The 18,072-nt window shown below is 34.2% G+C and carries 10 protein-coding genes; 3 read left to right on the forward strand and 7 right to left on the reverse strand.

All coding sequences use genetic code 11. The annotated features are described in order from the left end of the window. Positions 1–3 precede the first annotated feature (3 nt). The 7 genes from IC221_RS21070 to IC221_RS21100 all read right to left on the reverse strand — a co-directional run bounded on the left by IC221_RS21070 (position 4) and on the right by IC221_RS21100 (position 11,341). On the reverse strand, positions 4–2,259 hold the full coding sequence (locus IC221_RS21070) for a DUF5682 family protein (protein ID WP_188170854.1): 2,256 nt from the start codon (positions 2,257–2,259) through the stop codon (positions 4–6). A 1-nt stretch (position 2,260) separates the two neighbouring features. Beyond that, positions 2,261–5,302, reverse strand: coding sequence for a DUF4132 domain-containing protein (locus IC221_RS21075; RefSeq protein ID WP_188170855.1), 3,042 nt, complete (start codon positions 5,300–5,302; stop codon positions 2,261–2,263). 46 nt (positions 5,303–5,348) lie between these two features. Beyond that, positions 5,349–6,431, reverse strand: coding sequence for an AAA family ATPase (locus IC221_RS21080; protein ID WP_188170856.1), 1,083 nt, complete (start codon positions 6,429–6,431; stop codon positions 5,349–5,351). A gap of 36 nt (positions 6,432–6,467) precedes the next feature. Then, positions 6,468–8,117, reverse strand: coding sequence for a DUF5691 domain-containing protein (locus IC221_RS21085; RefSeq protein ID WP_188170857.1), 1,650 nt, complete (start codon positions 8,115–8,117; stop codon positions 6,468–6,470). Continuing rightward, positions 8,117–9,454, reverse strand: coding sequence for an SWIM zinc finger domain-containing protein (locus IC221_RS21090; RefSeq protein WP_188170858.1), 1,338 nt, complete (start codon positions 9,452–9,454; stop codon positions 8,117–8,119). The genes IC221_RS21085 and IC221_RS21090 overlap by 1 nt, the downstream gene beginning before the upstream one ends. Positions 9,455–9,876: 422 nt before the next feature. Continuing rightward, on the reverse strand, positions 9,877–10,245 hold the full coding sequence (locus tag IC221_RS21095) for a YraN family protein (RefSeq protein WP_188170859.1): 369 nt from the start codon (positions 10,243–10,245) through the stop codon (positions 9,877–9,879). Beyond that, positions 10,232–11,341, reverse strand: coding sequence for a transporter substrate-binding domain-containing protein (locus IC221_RS21100; RefSeq protein WP_188170860.1), 1,110 nt, complete (start codon positions 11,339–11,341; stop codon positions 10,232–10,234). Before IC221_RS21100 ends, IC221_RS21095 begins: the two co-directional genes overlap by 14 nt. A 565-nt stretch (positions 11,342–11,906) precedes the next feature. On the opposite strand from IC221_RS21100, the gene IC221_RS21105 reads away from it, so the two are divergent. The 3 genes from IC221_RS21105 (at position 11,907) to IC221_RS21115 (ending at position 18,065) form a co-directional block, all read left to right on the forward strand. After that, entirely contained in the window at positions 11,907–13,238 is a 1,332-nt protein-coding gene (locus IC221_RS21105; RefSeq protein WP_188170861.1) for a T9SS type A sorting domain-containing protein, read from the forward strand. 163 nt (positions 13,239–13,401) lie between these two features. Beyond that, positions 13,402–14,784 carry a T9SS type A sorting domain-containing protein gene (locus tag IC221_RS21110; RefSeq protein ID WP_188170862.1) on the forward strand — a complete coding sequence of 461 codons (1,383 nt, stop codon included), beginning with the start codon at positions 13,402–13,404 and terminating at the stop codon, positions 14,782–14,784. Between the two features lie 482 nt (positions 14,785–15,266). After that, positions 15,267–18,065 carry a 2-oxoglutarate dehydrogenase E1 component gene (locus IC221_RS21115; RefSeq protein WP_188170863.1) on the forward strand — a complete coding sequence of 933 codons (2,799 nt, stop codon included), beginning with the start codon at positions 15,267–15,269 and terminating at the stop codon, positions 18,063–18,065. Positions 18,066–18,072: the final 7 nt, after the last annotated feature.

Below are 18,072 nucleotides of genomic sequence, written 5' to 3' on the forward strand. Positions count from 1 at the left end.
AATTTAAATACCCATCAATTCACTTAACACGGGTAGGATTTGATCAGCTCTCTCTTGATCGAAATCTCTGTTTTCGTTCTCATCAGTAAACGCTTCAGAAGAAGCTATTCCTCTTTTGGCTTTTTGACCAATTTGAAAACGATCTTCAGGTTCAAATTGTGAAAAAGCTCTCCTTAACATTGGTAACATTTCAACAAAAATAGCCTTTGAAAGAGATCCTACCCAAGTATAAAGTAAGTTCCAAAGATGGTTGTCATAGATAAGAATACTAGCATTTCCTCTTAAGAAACCTTCAATCCAAGACGCTACATTTTGAGGAGGATTACCAATAGATAAAGAAGTGGAAATTTCTTTTTCAGTTACCTCTTGTGAAAGAAATTGAGCATCAGAAAGTAAACGGCAAGTGCAACCTCTAATAATAGGATGAACACCTGATGATTGCATTACTTTATGTAAAGCTTGATACCACTGAGCCGTTAATTCTTTATCTTGATAGATTCTAACAGCATTATTGACATCCAAAATCAAGTTGAACATCTTATTGGAGTTCTCTTCATCCAATTGATAACAAGCATTCGGTAAGTTGATGTAAACCTTGATCAATAAATTCTCAACGATATTACTCAAAACCGTGAGATCAGACTTTCTCACATTACCATACCTACTTAGATCTACTAGTTGTGGTAATGCGGACATCAAATCCTTGACATCAGAAGAAATGGCAGAAAGCTCATTAATTCTACCTAAAGTAAATTCTATGGCTTTGAAAAGTTCAGCGGGAATACATGCTTTGAGTAATGAAGCTGCATTAGAAATCTCTTTGAGTTGTTTAGCCTCTTCAATCACTTTACTTTGAGTAGCCGTTTCAATCGAATTTCCTAAGTAAGCATGTTCAATGATTTTGACCATAATCTCAGGTTTCCATTTTAATAACCAAAGCTCTTTAAATGTACCCTTTGATGCCGCATACGTTTTTTGAGCCCAAGGTACTTCAAGCAATTCTAATCTATGGAAGAAGATACTTTTATTGAGATCATTTTCTTTACGAAGATCCAGTTTTACTTCTTTGGCGAGGTCATTTAATTTCAGTCTGTATTTTTTTACCCACTTCTCAAAATCCTCTTGTAATGGAACTTTTGGAACCGCATCAGGAACTTCACCAATTTTCTCAGCCAGTACTAATTGTTCTTCAATCAATTCCATTTTGATTTCATCTCCCATACACATCACAGACAAAACCGCCTCATCTAAAGCTTGTTTATTGACAAAAGAATGCCCTCTTAAAGCCGCTAATGCTACTGCAAGTTTGTAAGCCTCCATGATATGAGCTGTAGACATATCTATGTCTTTCTTACGGTAGGTATGGGCTACTTTGGTGAGCCAGTTGACTTCAATGTCATTCTTGGTTTCCCATTGATGTTCATACCAACCTGGCGATGTGATACCTGCTCCATACCCCGAAGTGTAGCTCAACCTTGAGTTGGTCCATGGAATCCATGTAGATGAAACTTTGAGCTTACGTTTCGGGACGGTTTTTAGTATTTTATTATCCTTTTTAGAATCAGAGAAATCGTCTTTCAAAGCAGGTGCATGCCAAGCACCACATACTATTGCAATTGTTTGGTGCATTTCGTTTTTGGCTTCGCGAATAATATTTCGCATATAAGCTTCACGGATTTCATTTTCAACCTCCATTGTAGATGGAATACCTTCTTCACGTAAAGCTTCCATTGCATACATTACCGCTTCAAAATGTTCTTCAGATGAACTAGCGTTTTGTTCAAACTGCTGATCCCACCATTCTTCAGAATTAGAATACCCTACAGCATCAGCCAAATAGCTCAATGGATCAGTGACGATTGATTTCGGTTCTTTCTCGAACATTTCATCTTCATTACCCTCCTCCAGTTTTTTAAGAAATTCTTCTTCTTTCTTTTTCTCCATCAAAAAAGAAGCTGCAGCAGGTAGATCCATTGCCCTTACTTCTACATTATTTTTTTGTCCATAATTAATGGTAATCCATTCAGGAGAATAAGAAGCGAAAGGGTAAAAACAAGATTGTTTGGGATCAGCAGTGTTATATACCAGCAAAGCCAATGGAGGTTTGAAAGTTTTTTGATCCACTATTTTAAAGAGTTCACTCACTTCAGGAGGACCTTCTACCAAAATAAGGTCAGGTTGAAGTCTTTCTAACTCCTTTTGTACTTGCTTGGCTGAACCAACACCATGATGTCTTATGCCTAAAATATGTATACTCATCTTATTTCGCATCTAATAATTCTTGCATGTCTGCCATCACTTCTGAAAAAAATACAGGAGGAACATCTTTTAAGGTTAGCATATTTTTGTGCTCTGTTGAATAATAATACTGTCCTTTTCTAGTGAAATAGATATCACCTATAAATGCATCATTTTCAGTATAAAACATAGCAGGTCCCGAGATATTAGGGTGGGCAACCACATCTTCGGTAGAATGTTCTTTTGAAAAGTCTGCAGCACCACCATCTGAAGCTTCTTTTCTCCAAAGTTTCTTTTCTAATCTGCTGATTACAAATGGAGCTCCTTTGGGAACCTTTTTGTCTTTGAATAAGCTTGTCACATTTCCATTCAATTCAGCAGTGTTAGGTTTGAAGACTTTTCTTTCAAGTAGTGGGAAAACGGTTTTGATATCATTCTCATACACTAATGTTTCCCAAGCAGAAAGTTGTTCATCAGATAAATAAATAGGGTGGAGGATACTTATAAAATGATCCTCTTCTAACTCAATTTCTTCACCTTCAGCGTTGTAAAAACACATGTCTTCATCACAATAAAAACTATCTACAAAGGCTCCATTTTTATCAAATACACTCCACAATAACTTATTGGCATACACAAATAAAATAGGGTTATTTAAAAAGTATTCTAACCAATTTTCGCTTTTCCATCTTCTTTCCTCAACTAAATACCTTTCTAGTCGAAGTGTTTGTCCTTTTACAGCTTCTCTAATTCCTTTTTCAATTTCTTTTAATTCTTTTTTGGTTTCAGGTGAAGTTGCTTTTGGAATTGATTTTCTGAATTTGTTGTCTTCATTAAGGAAATTGAGTTTAAAATCTGAATTAATAAAAGCTCTGTATTCTTCTCCTTCAACCTCAAAAGCCTTAAAATTATCTTCAAAATCAAAGTTAGGGATAATCCGATCCGCAAGTTCATCTAATGTTATGTTCAGTTCATTAGCTGCAACAGTGAGTGATTCTTGAGCTACTTTAGAAAGTGCAGGTTTCTTGTTGATCATTTTTCTATATACCTGATCAATAATTCGTAAAGCCTTGTTCGTGCTCACCATAGCTAACGCTCCTAAAATGTATTCGCACATTTTCACACGACGTTCCTTTAAACTTTGATTAAAAAGCGTATTCAAAGTTGAAGTCACAGCATCTCCACCCATTAAGCCTGCAAGAGTAAGATAATACTTTAGTTTAGGATCAGCATTGGTTTCTTTGAAAGTTTGAATTAAAACCTTGGCAAACTTTCCACACTTTTCTTTATCTAAAATTTGAATCAACTGCTTCGCTTCAATATCGGAATTCATTCCTTTTGCTCTTTTAACTCTGTAGAAAAGAAAACGAATGGCATTATTGTCTAACGGTCCTCCATCTTGATAGAATAATTTAGGTAGTTTTTCTTCATCTAAGTATTTTTCAGACCATTTTGATAGTTTTTTACGATTAGAAGCAGCTTCAATCATTTTCTTGACTTCTAGTTTAGTAAATGGAGAATTGAATCTTATATCTTGTATTTTCTCCAAAATGCTATCTCTTGAATCATCGTTTTTTTCAAAATCAACAATACTGGCAAGAGCAATAAATGAATCTTCTCCTTCTACTTTACTAAGAACTTGAACTGCAACAGAGCGTTCTTTGGCTTTTTTGCTTTTTGAAAATTCAATACTCATTGCGACTCCTTTTTGTGATTGCCCAATCAAAGAGCAAATAGATTCTGTCGCATCTTTGAGAGTGGAAGAAAAAGCGAATAGAAATAAATCATCTATTACATCATCAAACTGAAGTTCAGATATTGCTTTAGTGAAATTTACAAAGTAATGCCTTTCATTTTTGTAAGTGTTTTTATCTTTTTTGAGGCCTTCTAAAAGGAGTGGTAGACTCTCTTGTCCAAACTGTTCTTGAATAAATTTGAAGAGATGGCCAGGTAAAAAGGAGCTATCCTTGAAAAAAGTTGAGATGCGTTTTAATGCAGCTTTTTCATCAAGTTTTATTAAATATTCGAAGTAGGTATGAAGTAGAGGTTGAGTAGTACTAGCATAATGATGACGATGTTCTGCACCCTGATATTTAGTAAGTTGATTTGTCAAATAACTTTCACCCAATTGTTGAATTACATGATCATTATTGTAATCCATTAGGTGCTTATTCATTAGTAATACTAAACTAAGTTTTTCAGCAATGTGAATACTGTCATCTTTCAAAAAGAGTTCAATAAATAGATTAGAATAGTAATCTTTATCTATTTTCAAGCATAACGATACAACATCGAATTCAATAATTTGGTCATAATAACTCTCTTTTTTCTTTGAAATATCTTCAATTGAATTTTTTAGTAATGTTGGGAAATAATTTGAAAGAAAATAAGTTAGTTCAACTTTTAGTTTAGAGTTATAGGTTTGTGATAATATAAAATTAATAATATTGTGGATAAGCTCAGTTTTGGGATTTTCCTTAACATACGCCATAATAAGTTTTCCATGATTAGAAAGTGGAATCTTATCATCAATTAAATCATTAATAATTTTTTCATTTTCCATTGAAGTATATTCAAAAAAGAAACAATTTCCATATTTAAAAAATACAGTGTAAAACATTTCATTCTCAGAATATCCTAATGATAACATGTAATTTACTGCTTCCAATGCTTCGTCTGTATTCTTGGAAGAGGTTATATATTGGAAATATTGTCGTATATGATATTCATCAACAAGAAGTTGGACTGTTTTTTTATTAAAAATGGATGATAAAAAGTTATATTGTTGAAGCACCCAATTCAATTCATGTTTTTGAATACTATCACTAATAACATTTCTAACATATCTACGAACTTCATAAGAAGGGTTGAGTTTGAGATCTGAAAAAAACGGCTCTTCCAGTCCTTTATTTTTCAGAATATGATCGGCACATATTTGAATGTTTTTTATTTCTAGATGTTTTTCATAATCATCTTTAAAATGATTATTACTTGCTTTCAATTCTGTTATGAATTGATCTGTAAAGAGGTGGAAATGCTTTTCTAATGTTGTCGTATTATCCATTTTTATATTGATTAATAGTGTTACTTTAAGTTTGATGGGATAAAAATTATAACGACAACTCCTTACAAGCTCTATAAATGTCGCTCCACTCTTTTCTTGGTTTCACAATTACTTCAAGGTATTCATTCCAGACAGTAGCATCTTGAACAGGGTCTTTGACAATGGCACCGATTAAGCCTGATGCAATGTCATGAGCATTTAAAGTTCCATCTCCAAAATGAGCAGCAAGAGATAAACCATTGTTGACAACAGAGATAGCTTCGGCTGTACTAACAGTACTTGTTGGGGTTTTGATTTTTGTGCGACCATCTTCTGTAACACCATTTCGAAGTTCTCTAAAAATACTAACCACCCTCTGAATTTCTTTTAAAGTAGGTTCTGCTGCAGGTAAACCTAAGGATTTGATAGATGAAGAAACCCTGCTTTGAACAATATTGATTTCCTCTTTTGCCGTAGCAGGAACAGGAAGAATAACGGTATTAAAGCGTCTTTTTAAAGCAGAAGAAAGTTCATTCACACCTTTGTCTCTGTTGTTGGCTGTTGCAATGATATTGAATCCGCCTACAGCTTGAATTTCCGTATTCAATTCTGGAATCGGCATTGCTTTTTCTGATAAAACGGTCAGTAAAGTATCTTGAACATCAGAAGGAATACGAGTTAACTCTTCTATTCTTGCAATTTTACCATTTTTCATCGCTCGCATCATTGGAGTTTCGACCAATGCACTTTCTGTAGGTCCTTCTGCAAGTAATTTTGCATAATTCCATCCATAGCGAATGGCTTCTTCTGAAGTTCCAGCAGTACCTTGTATCAACATTGTAGAATCTCCAGTGACTGCCGCCGTAATATGTTCTGATACCCAAGATTTTGCTGTACCAGGAATTCCATATAACAATAAAGCTCTATCTGTCGTCAATGTGGCTACTGCAATTTCCATTAGCCTTTGGTTACCAATATATTTTGGGGTGATTTCAAAACCATTATCTAGTTTTCCTCCCATTAGATATTTTACAACAGCCTGCGGTGATAATTCCCAGTTGGTAGGGCGATGGGCTTTATCTTGATTTCTTAATGCTTCTAATTCTTCTGCAAATTGTTGCTCTGCGTGTTGTCTTAATACTGTACTCATTTTTGTAATATTTTTAGGTTGATTATTATGTCTCAATTATTTTGTAACAAACTCTTTTTCTTCTTCCAAAAGAGCTCGAATTTCAATCACTTCTTTGATGGGAATGTAGATTTTATTTTTCCATACTTGTAAAGACTCTTGGTATCGTCCTTCATCAATTTTATAACTAGGTTTTCTTTGCTCTTCTTTCTTATTAAGAATTTCTAACTCTCCAAGTAGGTCTTTAGAAAGTATCAGCCCCAGTGCATCTGTACTATTTCTATAATTCCATTTTTCAGGTTTACCATGAATTTTCTGAAGTAACTTTTTACTCAAATCATAAGAAAAGTTTAGGTCTGGAATTTCAGAACCATAATTACAGATGAGGTCAATAGTGGTATTGTAAATGTTATTTTTAATGATCAAATCTTCAATACCCTCTGATGAAACTGAGAGTAAAATATCTTTTAACTCATAATCGTTATAATTCCTTTTTTCAATAAAAGCTTGAACAAGCTGGACGGAACTTTTGGTTTTATTAAACTTCACCTTATGAGTGAGTTCATTAATGAAAATAGATTCGGTGCCATCACTGTATCTTACTTTTTGTTGTAGTTCTTTACTATCAAAAAGGCAGTTGATAATATGTGTTTCCTTTGTCTTTAAAGCATCCGCAAAAGCTTGGAACGAAATATATTGAATAAAATAAGCCATCCAGCATTCTTCTTTTGTAGAATGATGATGAGCCATGAACCCATCAGTTCCCAGACCGTATTTTTGCAACATATTTTTCTCATTCCAGAAGCCGTCAAGTTGTTCCTTAGGAAAGTTGAGCTTCCATTTTAGTTTGCTTATTAGAGCTCGTTTAGTAAAAAGAGGAACTAGTTGTTGTAATGTTTCTTGGCTTAATTTTGAGGAAGGGAACATTAATAATATCTTAGAAAGAATAGCTCTACCTTCTCTACGTTTTTCTTTCTCAGTTTCTATAAACTTATATTCTCCATTATAAAGATCTTCTAGGAAAGGAACTAGTTCTTCTGATGGATTTTCATAAATGCTATTCAACAAAGAAACTTTACTGTTCAACGTTTCTTGATGCCAAGTTTCTTCGAGAAGTGCAATGGCTTTTAAAACATCTTCTTCTAAAAGCGTCTCTAAAAAGGCTTTTCGTTGGGTCATTTTTCCCGTATACCATTCTTCCTCACTAATAGGTTGTTGGATCCAGTTATTATTTATTTGGTGGAATTGGACGCAAGCTTTCAGAGAGTTTTTAGAAAGTACTTTTGTGATCTTATCTTTCAATGCAACTCCTTTTCTTTCACCAAACTTGACAAGTTCTTTAAATAAAGGATATCCCACTATTTGCCCCTCATTGATAATACAATCCAACCATAAGTGGATCAATTTGGTCTTCGTAAATGAAGTATCAAGGTTATTAATTCTACTAAAAATTAACTCCATATTATGTGGGATTTCAGGACGGCCTTCTTCTACGAAGTCTGTAACGACATCACCATCATATTTCCGGGCAATTTCACCACTTTCATAATAATATTGCCCTAAAGATAAGGCCATTAGAAAGTAGTTTTCTCTGTCTTCATCATTTACTTTTTCAAGTTGTTTCATTAAGTTTTCAGGAAGCAGTTCTTTTTGAATAGACTTGCGTTCTGTTCCTAAAAATCCCGTTTCTACAAGTTGCTTCCACATTATAATTTCAGGTATTTATGTTGATGAAATAATCCAAGAGGTAATAGTTTGCCATTTCTAAATAAACCTGCGATTTTAGAAGGAGAAGAACCTTCTAAAGCATACCAATTTAACAGCACATCTTCAGGGCATTCCTCTTCAATAGTGATATAGTTTTGAAAAGTATCACAAACTACATTTTCCTTTTTCTGAAGTACTAATTGAACAGACTCTAAACACACCAGTTGTTCCAACTCCCAAGGGTTTTTCTTTAGTGTTTCGGCTCTTTGCTGATACACTTCATTGATATTTTCCATAAAATGAGGTAAACAAACAAGTTCGTTTAAGCTTAACTTTTGCTTTGAAACCACTGCCCTCAAAGGAGTGATGGATGGAAAAAACTTAAGTGCTCCTTCAAACAACATTCCTGTTGAAAGGGAGTGGTCAAAGCTAGAGTAATTGGTTTTAAAGCTAAGGATTAACGCATTTCTGTTAGTCTGTAAACCCAACAACCAACTTTTTTGAGTGGTAATGCCCTCCCTTTCGGAAGTTTCTTGGCCTACTACTAACCAATGATCTTCCACGCTTTCCGCTTCTGGATCATCGATTAACTCTTTGGTCGATTGGTTCCACCCCACTAGCGTTTTAATAGTTTGCTGCCATAATGGGGAAAGTTGATCATAGTTGTTAAATGTTTTAATAAGTAGGAATAACCGGGCTGTAGTTTGCATGGCTTGTTCTCTCCATACCTGTTCGTTGTTAAAATTGAATTCGGCATAAGATCTTACCCAAGCTGATAATCGAGTCGCTTTAGCATCAATCATTCTTTTAGATAATGCAGCTATCTTTTTTCTTTGATGAGGTAATTCTAGAAAACCTATACGAACCATATCTTTCAGCCAAAGTTCAAGTTCTTCAATACCAGATTTAACCTCTTCAAATCGTTTTGCTTCAGTTCTTAGTTTATTATTATTTTTTTTAACTGACTCTTCTTCAGTTACTTCTTTTGTTTCATCTGCTTGACTCTTCTTAATAGAACGCTTATCTAGCCATTCTTTCACCCATTCAGGCTCTTCAGTTTCTTCAATTTTCCCTTCCAATCCCACATATAAAAGCATTAAAGCGATGCCATGTTTACAAGGGAATTGCCTCGAAGGACAAGAGCATTTGTAAGCAAAATCAACAATATCAATTTGAGTTTTATAGGGCTTTTTACCACTTCCTTTTAATTCTCCCCATAGCCCTCTTTCACTTTTACCATAAGACAGCCACTTAGCAGGTATTGATAATTTTTTACCTGCATTGAAAGCTGTTGATGTTGGGGATATGGTTTGAATATATTCTTCAGTTATATTCATTTTTAAGTTGTTTTTGTAATCTGATGGGAAAAATATTCTGTTTCTAAAGGATTACTTTTCGTTTGCTTTAAATCCGTAATTAGTTATTTATGGTATGGCTTATTCGATTACTAAGTACTAAGCCAAAAATAAATCATAGTTAATTCTAATTTATTTTTTGTGAGTACAACGCTAAAAAACGTATTAATAGTGGTTCTATTTAAAGTTTTTTGAAGGAAGTAATCGCAAAACAATAAATAGAATTAGTATTAAATAATTTTGTCTTGGTACTTATTACATTTTATTGATTTAGATTAAGAGTTTAAAATGTACAATCAGATAGTAATAGCATTGGCTAAATACCTGTTTGTTTTTTTGATACTACAAAGTAATAGGAGAAGAACGTAAAGTGATTACGTACTTAAATTTTTTTTGAGAAATTTTTAAAAAGCATCTTCCAAATGCAGAATTTCCAAGACTACATTTCTATCAATTATGATACTTATAATGTCATACCTGACCAATTGAGCTGTACCTTGATACGAGTTTTGGAATTGAATAGAAGCGTCTTGAATGCAGTCGATTTGTTTTTGAGAAACGTGTTCTTCTGGGTTGCCAAATGATTTATTTTTGCGTGTTTTAACTTCAACAAAGACTAAAAAATTATCTTTTTGACAGATAATATCAATCTCATTTCTTTTGTATCTATAATTACGTTTTAGGATTTGGAACCCTTTTTTTATTAAAAAATCAGTGGCTATAATTTCACCTTTTGTTCCAGTTTGCTGTTTTTGAGTTTTAGTTGATGTCATCCATATTGTATTTTTTTAGTAAGCGATGCCAAGAGTCTCTATCAATATTATCCACAATTTCTGAATTGATTTTCTTATACATCTTACTATTTCTAGGCATAAAGAAAGAATAATAGTTTTGCTTAAAGTTGGCAGGAGAGATTTCAAATAAGTTACTGGCACCTCTTTCCTTAATAACGTGACGCATGATAGGCTTATCATGAACAAAAGCTATGATTTCACCATTGTTCAAAGCATCTAATCCTTCGTCAGGGTTCACGAAAGTGGCAGGGTTAATTTGGTGTTTTAATAGGTAACTTTCCGCTCCAGAGTGAGCCGTTACGCCAATTTGACCTTTCATTTTTCTCAAATCAGCAACGGATTTTATTTGTGCTTCTAACTGATTAATCGTTAAAGTTGATGTAATCGTTGCCGTAAAACTTGAAATCAAACTGATGGCAACAAACATCCAAACCATTGAAATGACTCTTCCTAATGTGGTTTTTGGGGTTTTGTCGCCATATCCAACAGTAGTAATTGTAACCGTTGACCACCATATACCATCCATTACACCATCAATTCCATCTCTAAAGTCAGTAGCATTGTACTTTTTTTCAACCCACCAAACCAATGTTCCAAAAAGGAAAACAATGACGATTAAAGTGAAAAAGAGTTTCATAAAGCCTAATGAAAATAGGTTACTAAAGAATAATGTAATCTGATCTTGCTCATTCTTTTTAACAACAACGCCTAATGATGTAGTCATAAAAGGGTAGGTAACATCTAACTGTCGTATTCTAGTAGAACTGACGGGCATTGGATTGGCAGAAATATCGATTTGTCGTCTTGAAAGTGCTAAAATAAGACCAGGCATATGTTTATATTCCACAAATTCATAGACCAAGTGTAAATCTTCAGCAACCATATGCCAAAGGTCAATACTTAAGCCATAGAAAGAACCGTCCACACTTTTGATTACAAAAGGAGGGTCTTCTCTTACGCCAACTCTTAAAATGTGATTTTCAAGGATTTTCTTTCTAGAGCTAAGACCATTTTCTTGAGCGATGGAAGTTGTAGAGAAAAATAAAATAAAAAAAAGTAGAAAATGACGAGTCATTTAGGTGTTTTTAATGATGATTACAGATTGAATAGATCTTACTATTTTAAAGATAGAAAAGTATTTATAAAATATCACCTTTCTAAGTTGTTTTAAGCTCTATTTTTCTCTTCAAAATATAATTTTCATATTCAAAGTTAAATTTGAACTTTATAAACCTGTAAAAGCAATTAAATTCCCATTAACTCAAAAGTAGAATAGGGTGTGAAGTGTTAAATGAACAGTTATAAACTCTCTTTTTATTATGATTAATAATTGATGAACGTACTCTATTCAGAGATGTAAATATTGAGCTACATAAGTGGTTCGATAGAATAATAATATGGAGTATCACTAAAAATTAGGGTGGTTTTTTGAATATCACCTAACAAAAAACGCAATAAAAAAAGGGGGATTTTAAGGAATATTGCTATTTATTCTATGGATTGTTATGAAAATGAAGCAATTAGCTGTAATATTGAGATACTGAATGATAGATTATCTACAACTAGCTTTTTAAATCTTACATTAAATGAACTTTTCTAAATTACACAGGCAAAGTCTGTACTTATTAACCGCAATTATTATGATAACCAGCAATAATATCAATGCGGCAGTTTTTAAACCTAACCCAGGTCAATGGGGAAATAAAGCGACTGCTACTTTTTCAAGTTTAGCAGTTTGGGAAGAGCCAAACAATTGGTTTAACGTTACAGAGGGGAAAGTTTCTGGCTTTCCTGGTGATGATGACGAAGTACAGTTTGGTAGTTCGGCACAATATGGAAACAATGGTATAGTAATTACAGGGTTTGATTTAGCAGACGAGTACACTGGAATTACTTTTAATGCTAATAGTTATCCTTCTGTACTTACAATAGGTAGTGGTGCTACGGTTGACGCTTCTTCTTTGAATGAGAATGGTAATAGAATTACTTTAACCATTAATAGTGGAGGAGAATTAACGGTACATAACACGGCGACATTTACTGCTAATCAAACAAGTATTTACAATTATGGTACGATTAGTTTTAACGATGGTTTAAATATGGTGCATACCGGAAAGAATACTATTGTTAGTTCTGGGGACTTTAATGTCACAGGACAATTTAAAATGTTGGGTACAGGCCTTACAGTAAGTGGAGGTAGTTTTGATGTTTCAGAAGAATGGGTGATTGAGACTGCAGATGGACAATCAAATAATGATTTAGATGTAACCAATGGAGCTTCTTTAAATGTTGGAGGGATTGACTTTTATCAGTATGCTATAGGTCCTGAAGATATTGATATTACAGGAGGTAATGTTACTGTTTCAGGTTCTTGTAATCATGCGGCTGTTTGTGCTGAGATTGAAGCTCAAGGCGGAGACCTTCCCGTTGAACTTATTTCGTTATTCGGTATAAAAACTCCAGAAGGTTTCATAGTGAAGTGGACTACAGGTTCAGAAATCAATAATTCCCATTTTATGATTGAAGCTTCAAATACGAAAAATAATTGGAAGGAAATCGCAGAGATTGACGGACAAGGAAATTCAAATGTTGCTACTGATTATGAGATTTTATTAAAAGGAGAACAATACAACTACTACAGGTTAGTTCAATATGATTTTGATAATTCATATGAAATTTTGGGAATTCTGACTCAAAATGTTTTACCTGAAAATGATACTATCAGTATTTTTCCAAATGAACTAACTCAAGGTCAATCTACTAATTTATTATTTTCTAATCCTGACTCAGATATAGCTTTCACGTTATATTTATTTGATTTGGTAGGAAATGAAGTAGATCAACAATCAGCATCAAATTATGCTTCTTCTTTTTATCAATATAAAGTGCCAAACTCTTTGAATAAGGGTTATTACATTTTAAATGTTTTGATTGGTAGTAAGAGATATCAACAAAAGATATTAGTTAAATAGTATATAATCTCGAAATATTACATTAAGCAACAGAAGTTGAAAGCATGGTGACATAATGTTACAAGTAGTACTTTAAAAGGTGTAAAGGTTTGTTAGATAGAGACTTGTCTTTAGTTTTGAGTATCGGAACTAAATGAATTTTAACAGTCTATTTTTTAAATCAATGAACTCTTTACATCTAAACTGCTTGTACCTAATAGCTTTACTTTCTATTTCAACAAGTCAAAATGTTTTTTCTGCAGTCTTTGAACCTTATGTAGGTGATTATGGTACTGCAGTCTACAATAGTGCTTCTGATTGGCAAAATTCCAGTAATTGGACGGAAATTGGTAGTACATCTTCAACAGGTTATCCCGTTTCAGGAGATCAAATAAATTTTGGTAGTAGTACTCAATACCGAAATAATGCTATTCAAGTAAATTTTAATGTAACTGATGATACTGGATATACTGGTTTTATTCTTGAATCTAACAGTTATGAATCGTCAATAACTATTGGTAATGGCGGTAATTTGTCAATTCAATCACTAAATGATAATAATAAGATTTTCATTAATGTTGAATCCGGAGGTACTTTGTCTGTTTCCGATAAGTTAATATTGGATGCAACTAGTACTGAAGTTACAGTTGGAGGAACTTTAAATCTCGATGGAGGTCTTCAATTTGGTGGTGGTGGTGCCCAAATATTCAATAATACAGGTACTACAAATGTGACAGGTGACTTTACAATGGAAGCAGGAGATATTAATATTACCTCGGGAAGTTTCAATATTTCAGGAGCGTGGATCATTCCTTCTTCAAGTGGTAATGGTACTAATGCTATTGAAGTAGCAAGTGGTGCATCCATGGATGTAGGTGGAGGAATCGATTTTGTGAATCAAGCAATAACTGGGGACCTAGATACAAAAATTCAAATCTCAGGATCTTTTAAAGCTAGTGGTTGTGATGATAGTGGTAGTTCTGTATGTACAAAGATTGAAGCTTCAGGTGGAGATCTACCAGTAGTTTTAATTTCTCTCTTTGGAATTCAAACCGATGATGGTTTTTTAGTGAAGTGGACAACGGCTTCTGAACAAAATAATTCCCACTTTATGATTGAGGGGTCTAATGATAAGAAAGATTGGATGGAAATTGCAGAGATAGATGGACAAGGCAATACTAATGTTGCTACGGATTATGAAATATTGTTGACGGGAGAACAGTATAGCTATTATAGATTGGTTCAATATGATTTTGATGGAGCTTTTGAAATATTTGGGGTTTTAAATCAAAATACTTCAAATACAGATAGCGAGGTAAAGGTTTTTCCAAATGAGTTGGTACAAGGGCAATCCGTAAATCTTTTATTTTCTAATATTGATTCAGATTTGTCTTTAACCTTACAGCTTTTTGATTTAAATGGAAATACGATTGAATATTACTCTGATCGCAATTTCTCTTCTTCCTTTTATCAATTTGAATTGCCTAACGCTTTGGAAAATGGGATATACTTTTTATCAATAGTAGTTGGACAGGAAAAACATGTACAGAAGATTTTAGTACGATAGTCTTTTAGAATTTAGTTTCTTAAGAAATGCCTTCATTGTAATTCAGTGAGGGCATTTTTTGTGGTGTTAGAAATTATTTTTTTGAGTTTTAAGTTTTCAATTTAAATAAATAGAATTCATACCTCAAAGAGCATTTTTTGAAAAATTAAAGGCCTGTCAAAATAAAATTATCCATAAATAACCTTCTCTTTTCGTTGTGTTCAATACTACTTATTTGAAGGAGAAAAAAAGTGGAATTGAAATATTTATTTATTTTCTAGAGTACAGAGAATACGTCTTGAAAATAATACAATAGATCATCTCTTATTTGAGAAATTTGTAATTATTCTATAATAAATAGTAGTAGTTGATGCTAATAGAAGTAAATGATAATTAAAATTTCAATCGTAATGATATATTTGAATAGTTGCGTAAACAAATATTGTAAATAAAATTGTTTTAGTATGTTTGTCCCGGAGCAAGTAAATAACCTCAACAAACACATGGACAAGTATTCTTATATCGCTAACGCTCATGGAGATTACATCGAACAGATGTACGAGTCGTATAAGCAAGATCCAAGCTCAGTAGATGAGTCTTGGAGTAGATTTTTTGAGGGTTTCGAATTTTCTTTAGAGAAATTTGGTGAAAACCCTGAACTGGACAACAAAGCATCCCACTCAAACGGAGTAGCTTCAAAAGCTACTGGAGGTGTTTCTGAAGAAATGCTTCAAAAAGAAGTTGCGGTAAGACAGTTGATTAATGCTTACCGTTCTAGAGCTCACTTGCTTTCTGATACGAACCCAGTTCGTAAGAGAAAGGATAGAAAAGCACTATTGGATTTAGAAGATTTCGGTCTTTCTAATGCTGACTTGAATACAAAATTCTCAGCAGGTTCTTATTTAGGTATGGGAACTGTTCCTTTGAAGGATATCGTAGAGAGATTGAAAAAAATCTATTACGGTAAAATCGGTTTTGAATTTATGTCGATCCGTGAGCCAGAAGTATTGGCTTGGATCAAAGACAAGATTGAAAACGAGTATCCTGGTCATGAGTTCTCACAAGAGGACAAGAAAAGAATTCTTAGCAAGCTAAATGAAGCTGTAGTATTCGAAAACTTCCTACACACAAAATATGTTGGTCAAAAGCGTTTCTCATTGGAAGGTGGTGAATCAACAATTGCAGGTTTAGATACAGCTATCTTTACAGGTGCTGATCTAGGTGTAGAAGAAGTTGTAATTGGTATGGCACACCGTGGTCGTTTGAATGTATTGACAAACGTCATGGGCAAGACTTATGAAGAAGTATTCAACGAATTCGAAGGTCAAGCAGTACCAGAAGAAACAATGGGAGACGGTGATGTGAAATATCACTTAGGTTTCTCATCTCAAATTGAAACACATAATGGTAAGAAAGTACGTTTGGACTTATCGCCAAACCCATCTCACTTAGAAGCAGTTGATCCTGTAGTTTTAGGTGTGGTACGTGCGAAAGTAGATTCTATCTACGATAAAGATTCAAAACGTATTCTTCCAATCTTAATACATGGTGATGCGGCCATCGCCGGTCAAGGTATTGTTTATGAAACAGTACAAATGTCAAACCTTGCGGGTTATGACGTAGGTGGTACAATCCACTTCGTGATTAACAACCAAGTAGGTTTTACAACTGACTTTGACGACGCTCGTTCATCAATCTACTGTACAGACGTTTCTCAATTAATTGAGTCTCCTGTACTTCACGTAAATGGTGACCACCCTGAAGAAGTTGCTTATGCAATGAAATTAGCGGTTGAATTCCGTCAACGTTACAACAGAGATATCTTCGTTGATATGGTTTGTTACCGTCGTCATGGACACAACGAATCAGATGAGCCTAAGTTCACGCAACCGAAGCTTTATAATATCATTGCGAAGCACCAAAACCCTCGTGAGATTTACATCAAGAAATTAGTCGAGCAAGGTGAAATGAACGCTCAGTTAGCGAAGTCAATGGACAAAGAGTTCCGTCGTTTGCTACAAGATCGTTTAAATAACGTACGTCAAAATCCACTTCCATACAGACCTCAAGAATTAGAGATCCAATGGAAACAATTGAAAAGAGGTAAAGAGGCAGATTTCGATAACTCTCCTGATACTTCTATTTCAGAAACAACAATTGAAGCAGTTGGTCACGCTTTAACTTCAGTGCCTGACGGTTTCAAACCATTAAAGCAAATTGATAAGTTAATCGCTGAGCGTAAGGAGATGTTCTTCGATAAGAAGGAATTCAACTGGGCGGCAGCTGAATTATTAGCTTACGGTTCAGTTCTTTTAGATGGTAAAATTGTTCGTTTATCAGGGCAAGACGTTCAACGTGGTACTTTCTCACACCGTCATGCAGTATTGAACGATGCGGAGACAAACGAGAAGTACAATTCATTAGCGAACATCAGTAAGCTTCAAGGTCCTTTCTACATCTACAACTCATTACTTTCTGAGTACGGTGTGTTAGGTTTTGAATATGGATATGCAATGGCCAATCCTGGTGCATTGACAATTTGGGAAGCACAATTCGGTGATTTCTCAAACGGTGCACAAACTATGATTGACCAATTTATTACTTCAGGTGAAAGTAAGTGGGGTAGAAGTAATGGTATGGTGATGTTATTGCCACACGGTTACGAAGGACAAGGTCCTGAACACTCAAATGCTCGTCCTGAGAGATATTTACAATTAGCGGCACAGTCGAACATTGTAGTAGGTAACTTCACTACTCCAGCCAACTTCTTCCACGCAATCAGAAGACAGTTAACTTGGGACTTCAGAAAGCCATTAATCGTAATGACTCCTAAGTCAATGTTACGTCATCCGAAGTGTATTTCTTCATTAGAAGACTTTACAAAAGGAAAATTTGAAGAAGTTTATGATGATGCAACAGTAAAAAATGCCAAGAAAGTAGAAAAAGTACTACTTTGCACAGGCAAAATTTACTACGACTTATTGGAGAGAAAGGAAAGAGACAAGCGTGACGATGTTGCGATTGTAAGAGTGGAGCAAATCCATCCTTTCCCAGAGAAGAAAGTAAATGCCATTTTAAAGAAATATTCTAACCGTAAATCATTGAAGTGGGTTCAAGAAGAGCCTGTGAATATGGGATACTGGACCTTTATTATGAGAGCATTTAGAAACGAGGAGGAGTTGATCAACTTGAAGTTAGTTTCACGTAAACCTTCAGCATCTCCAGCGACTGGTTTCCCTAAAATTCACAAAGAGGAGACAGAACGTATTGTTTCGGTTGCTTTTGACAAAGAGGACCTATAAACATTAA

Source organism: Flammeovirga sp. EKP202 (genome assembly GCF_014534745.1).
Classification (GTDB): domain Bacteria; phylum Bacteroidota; class Bacteroidia; order Cytophagales; family Flammeovirgaceae; genus Flammeovirga.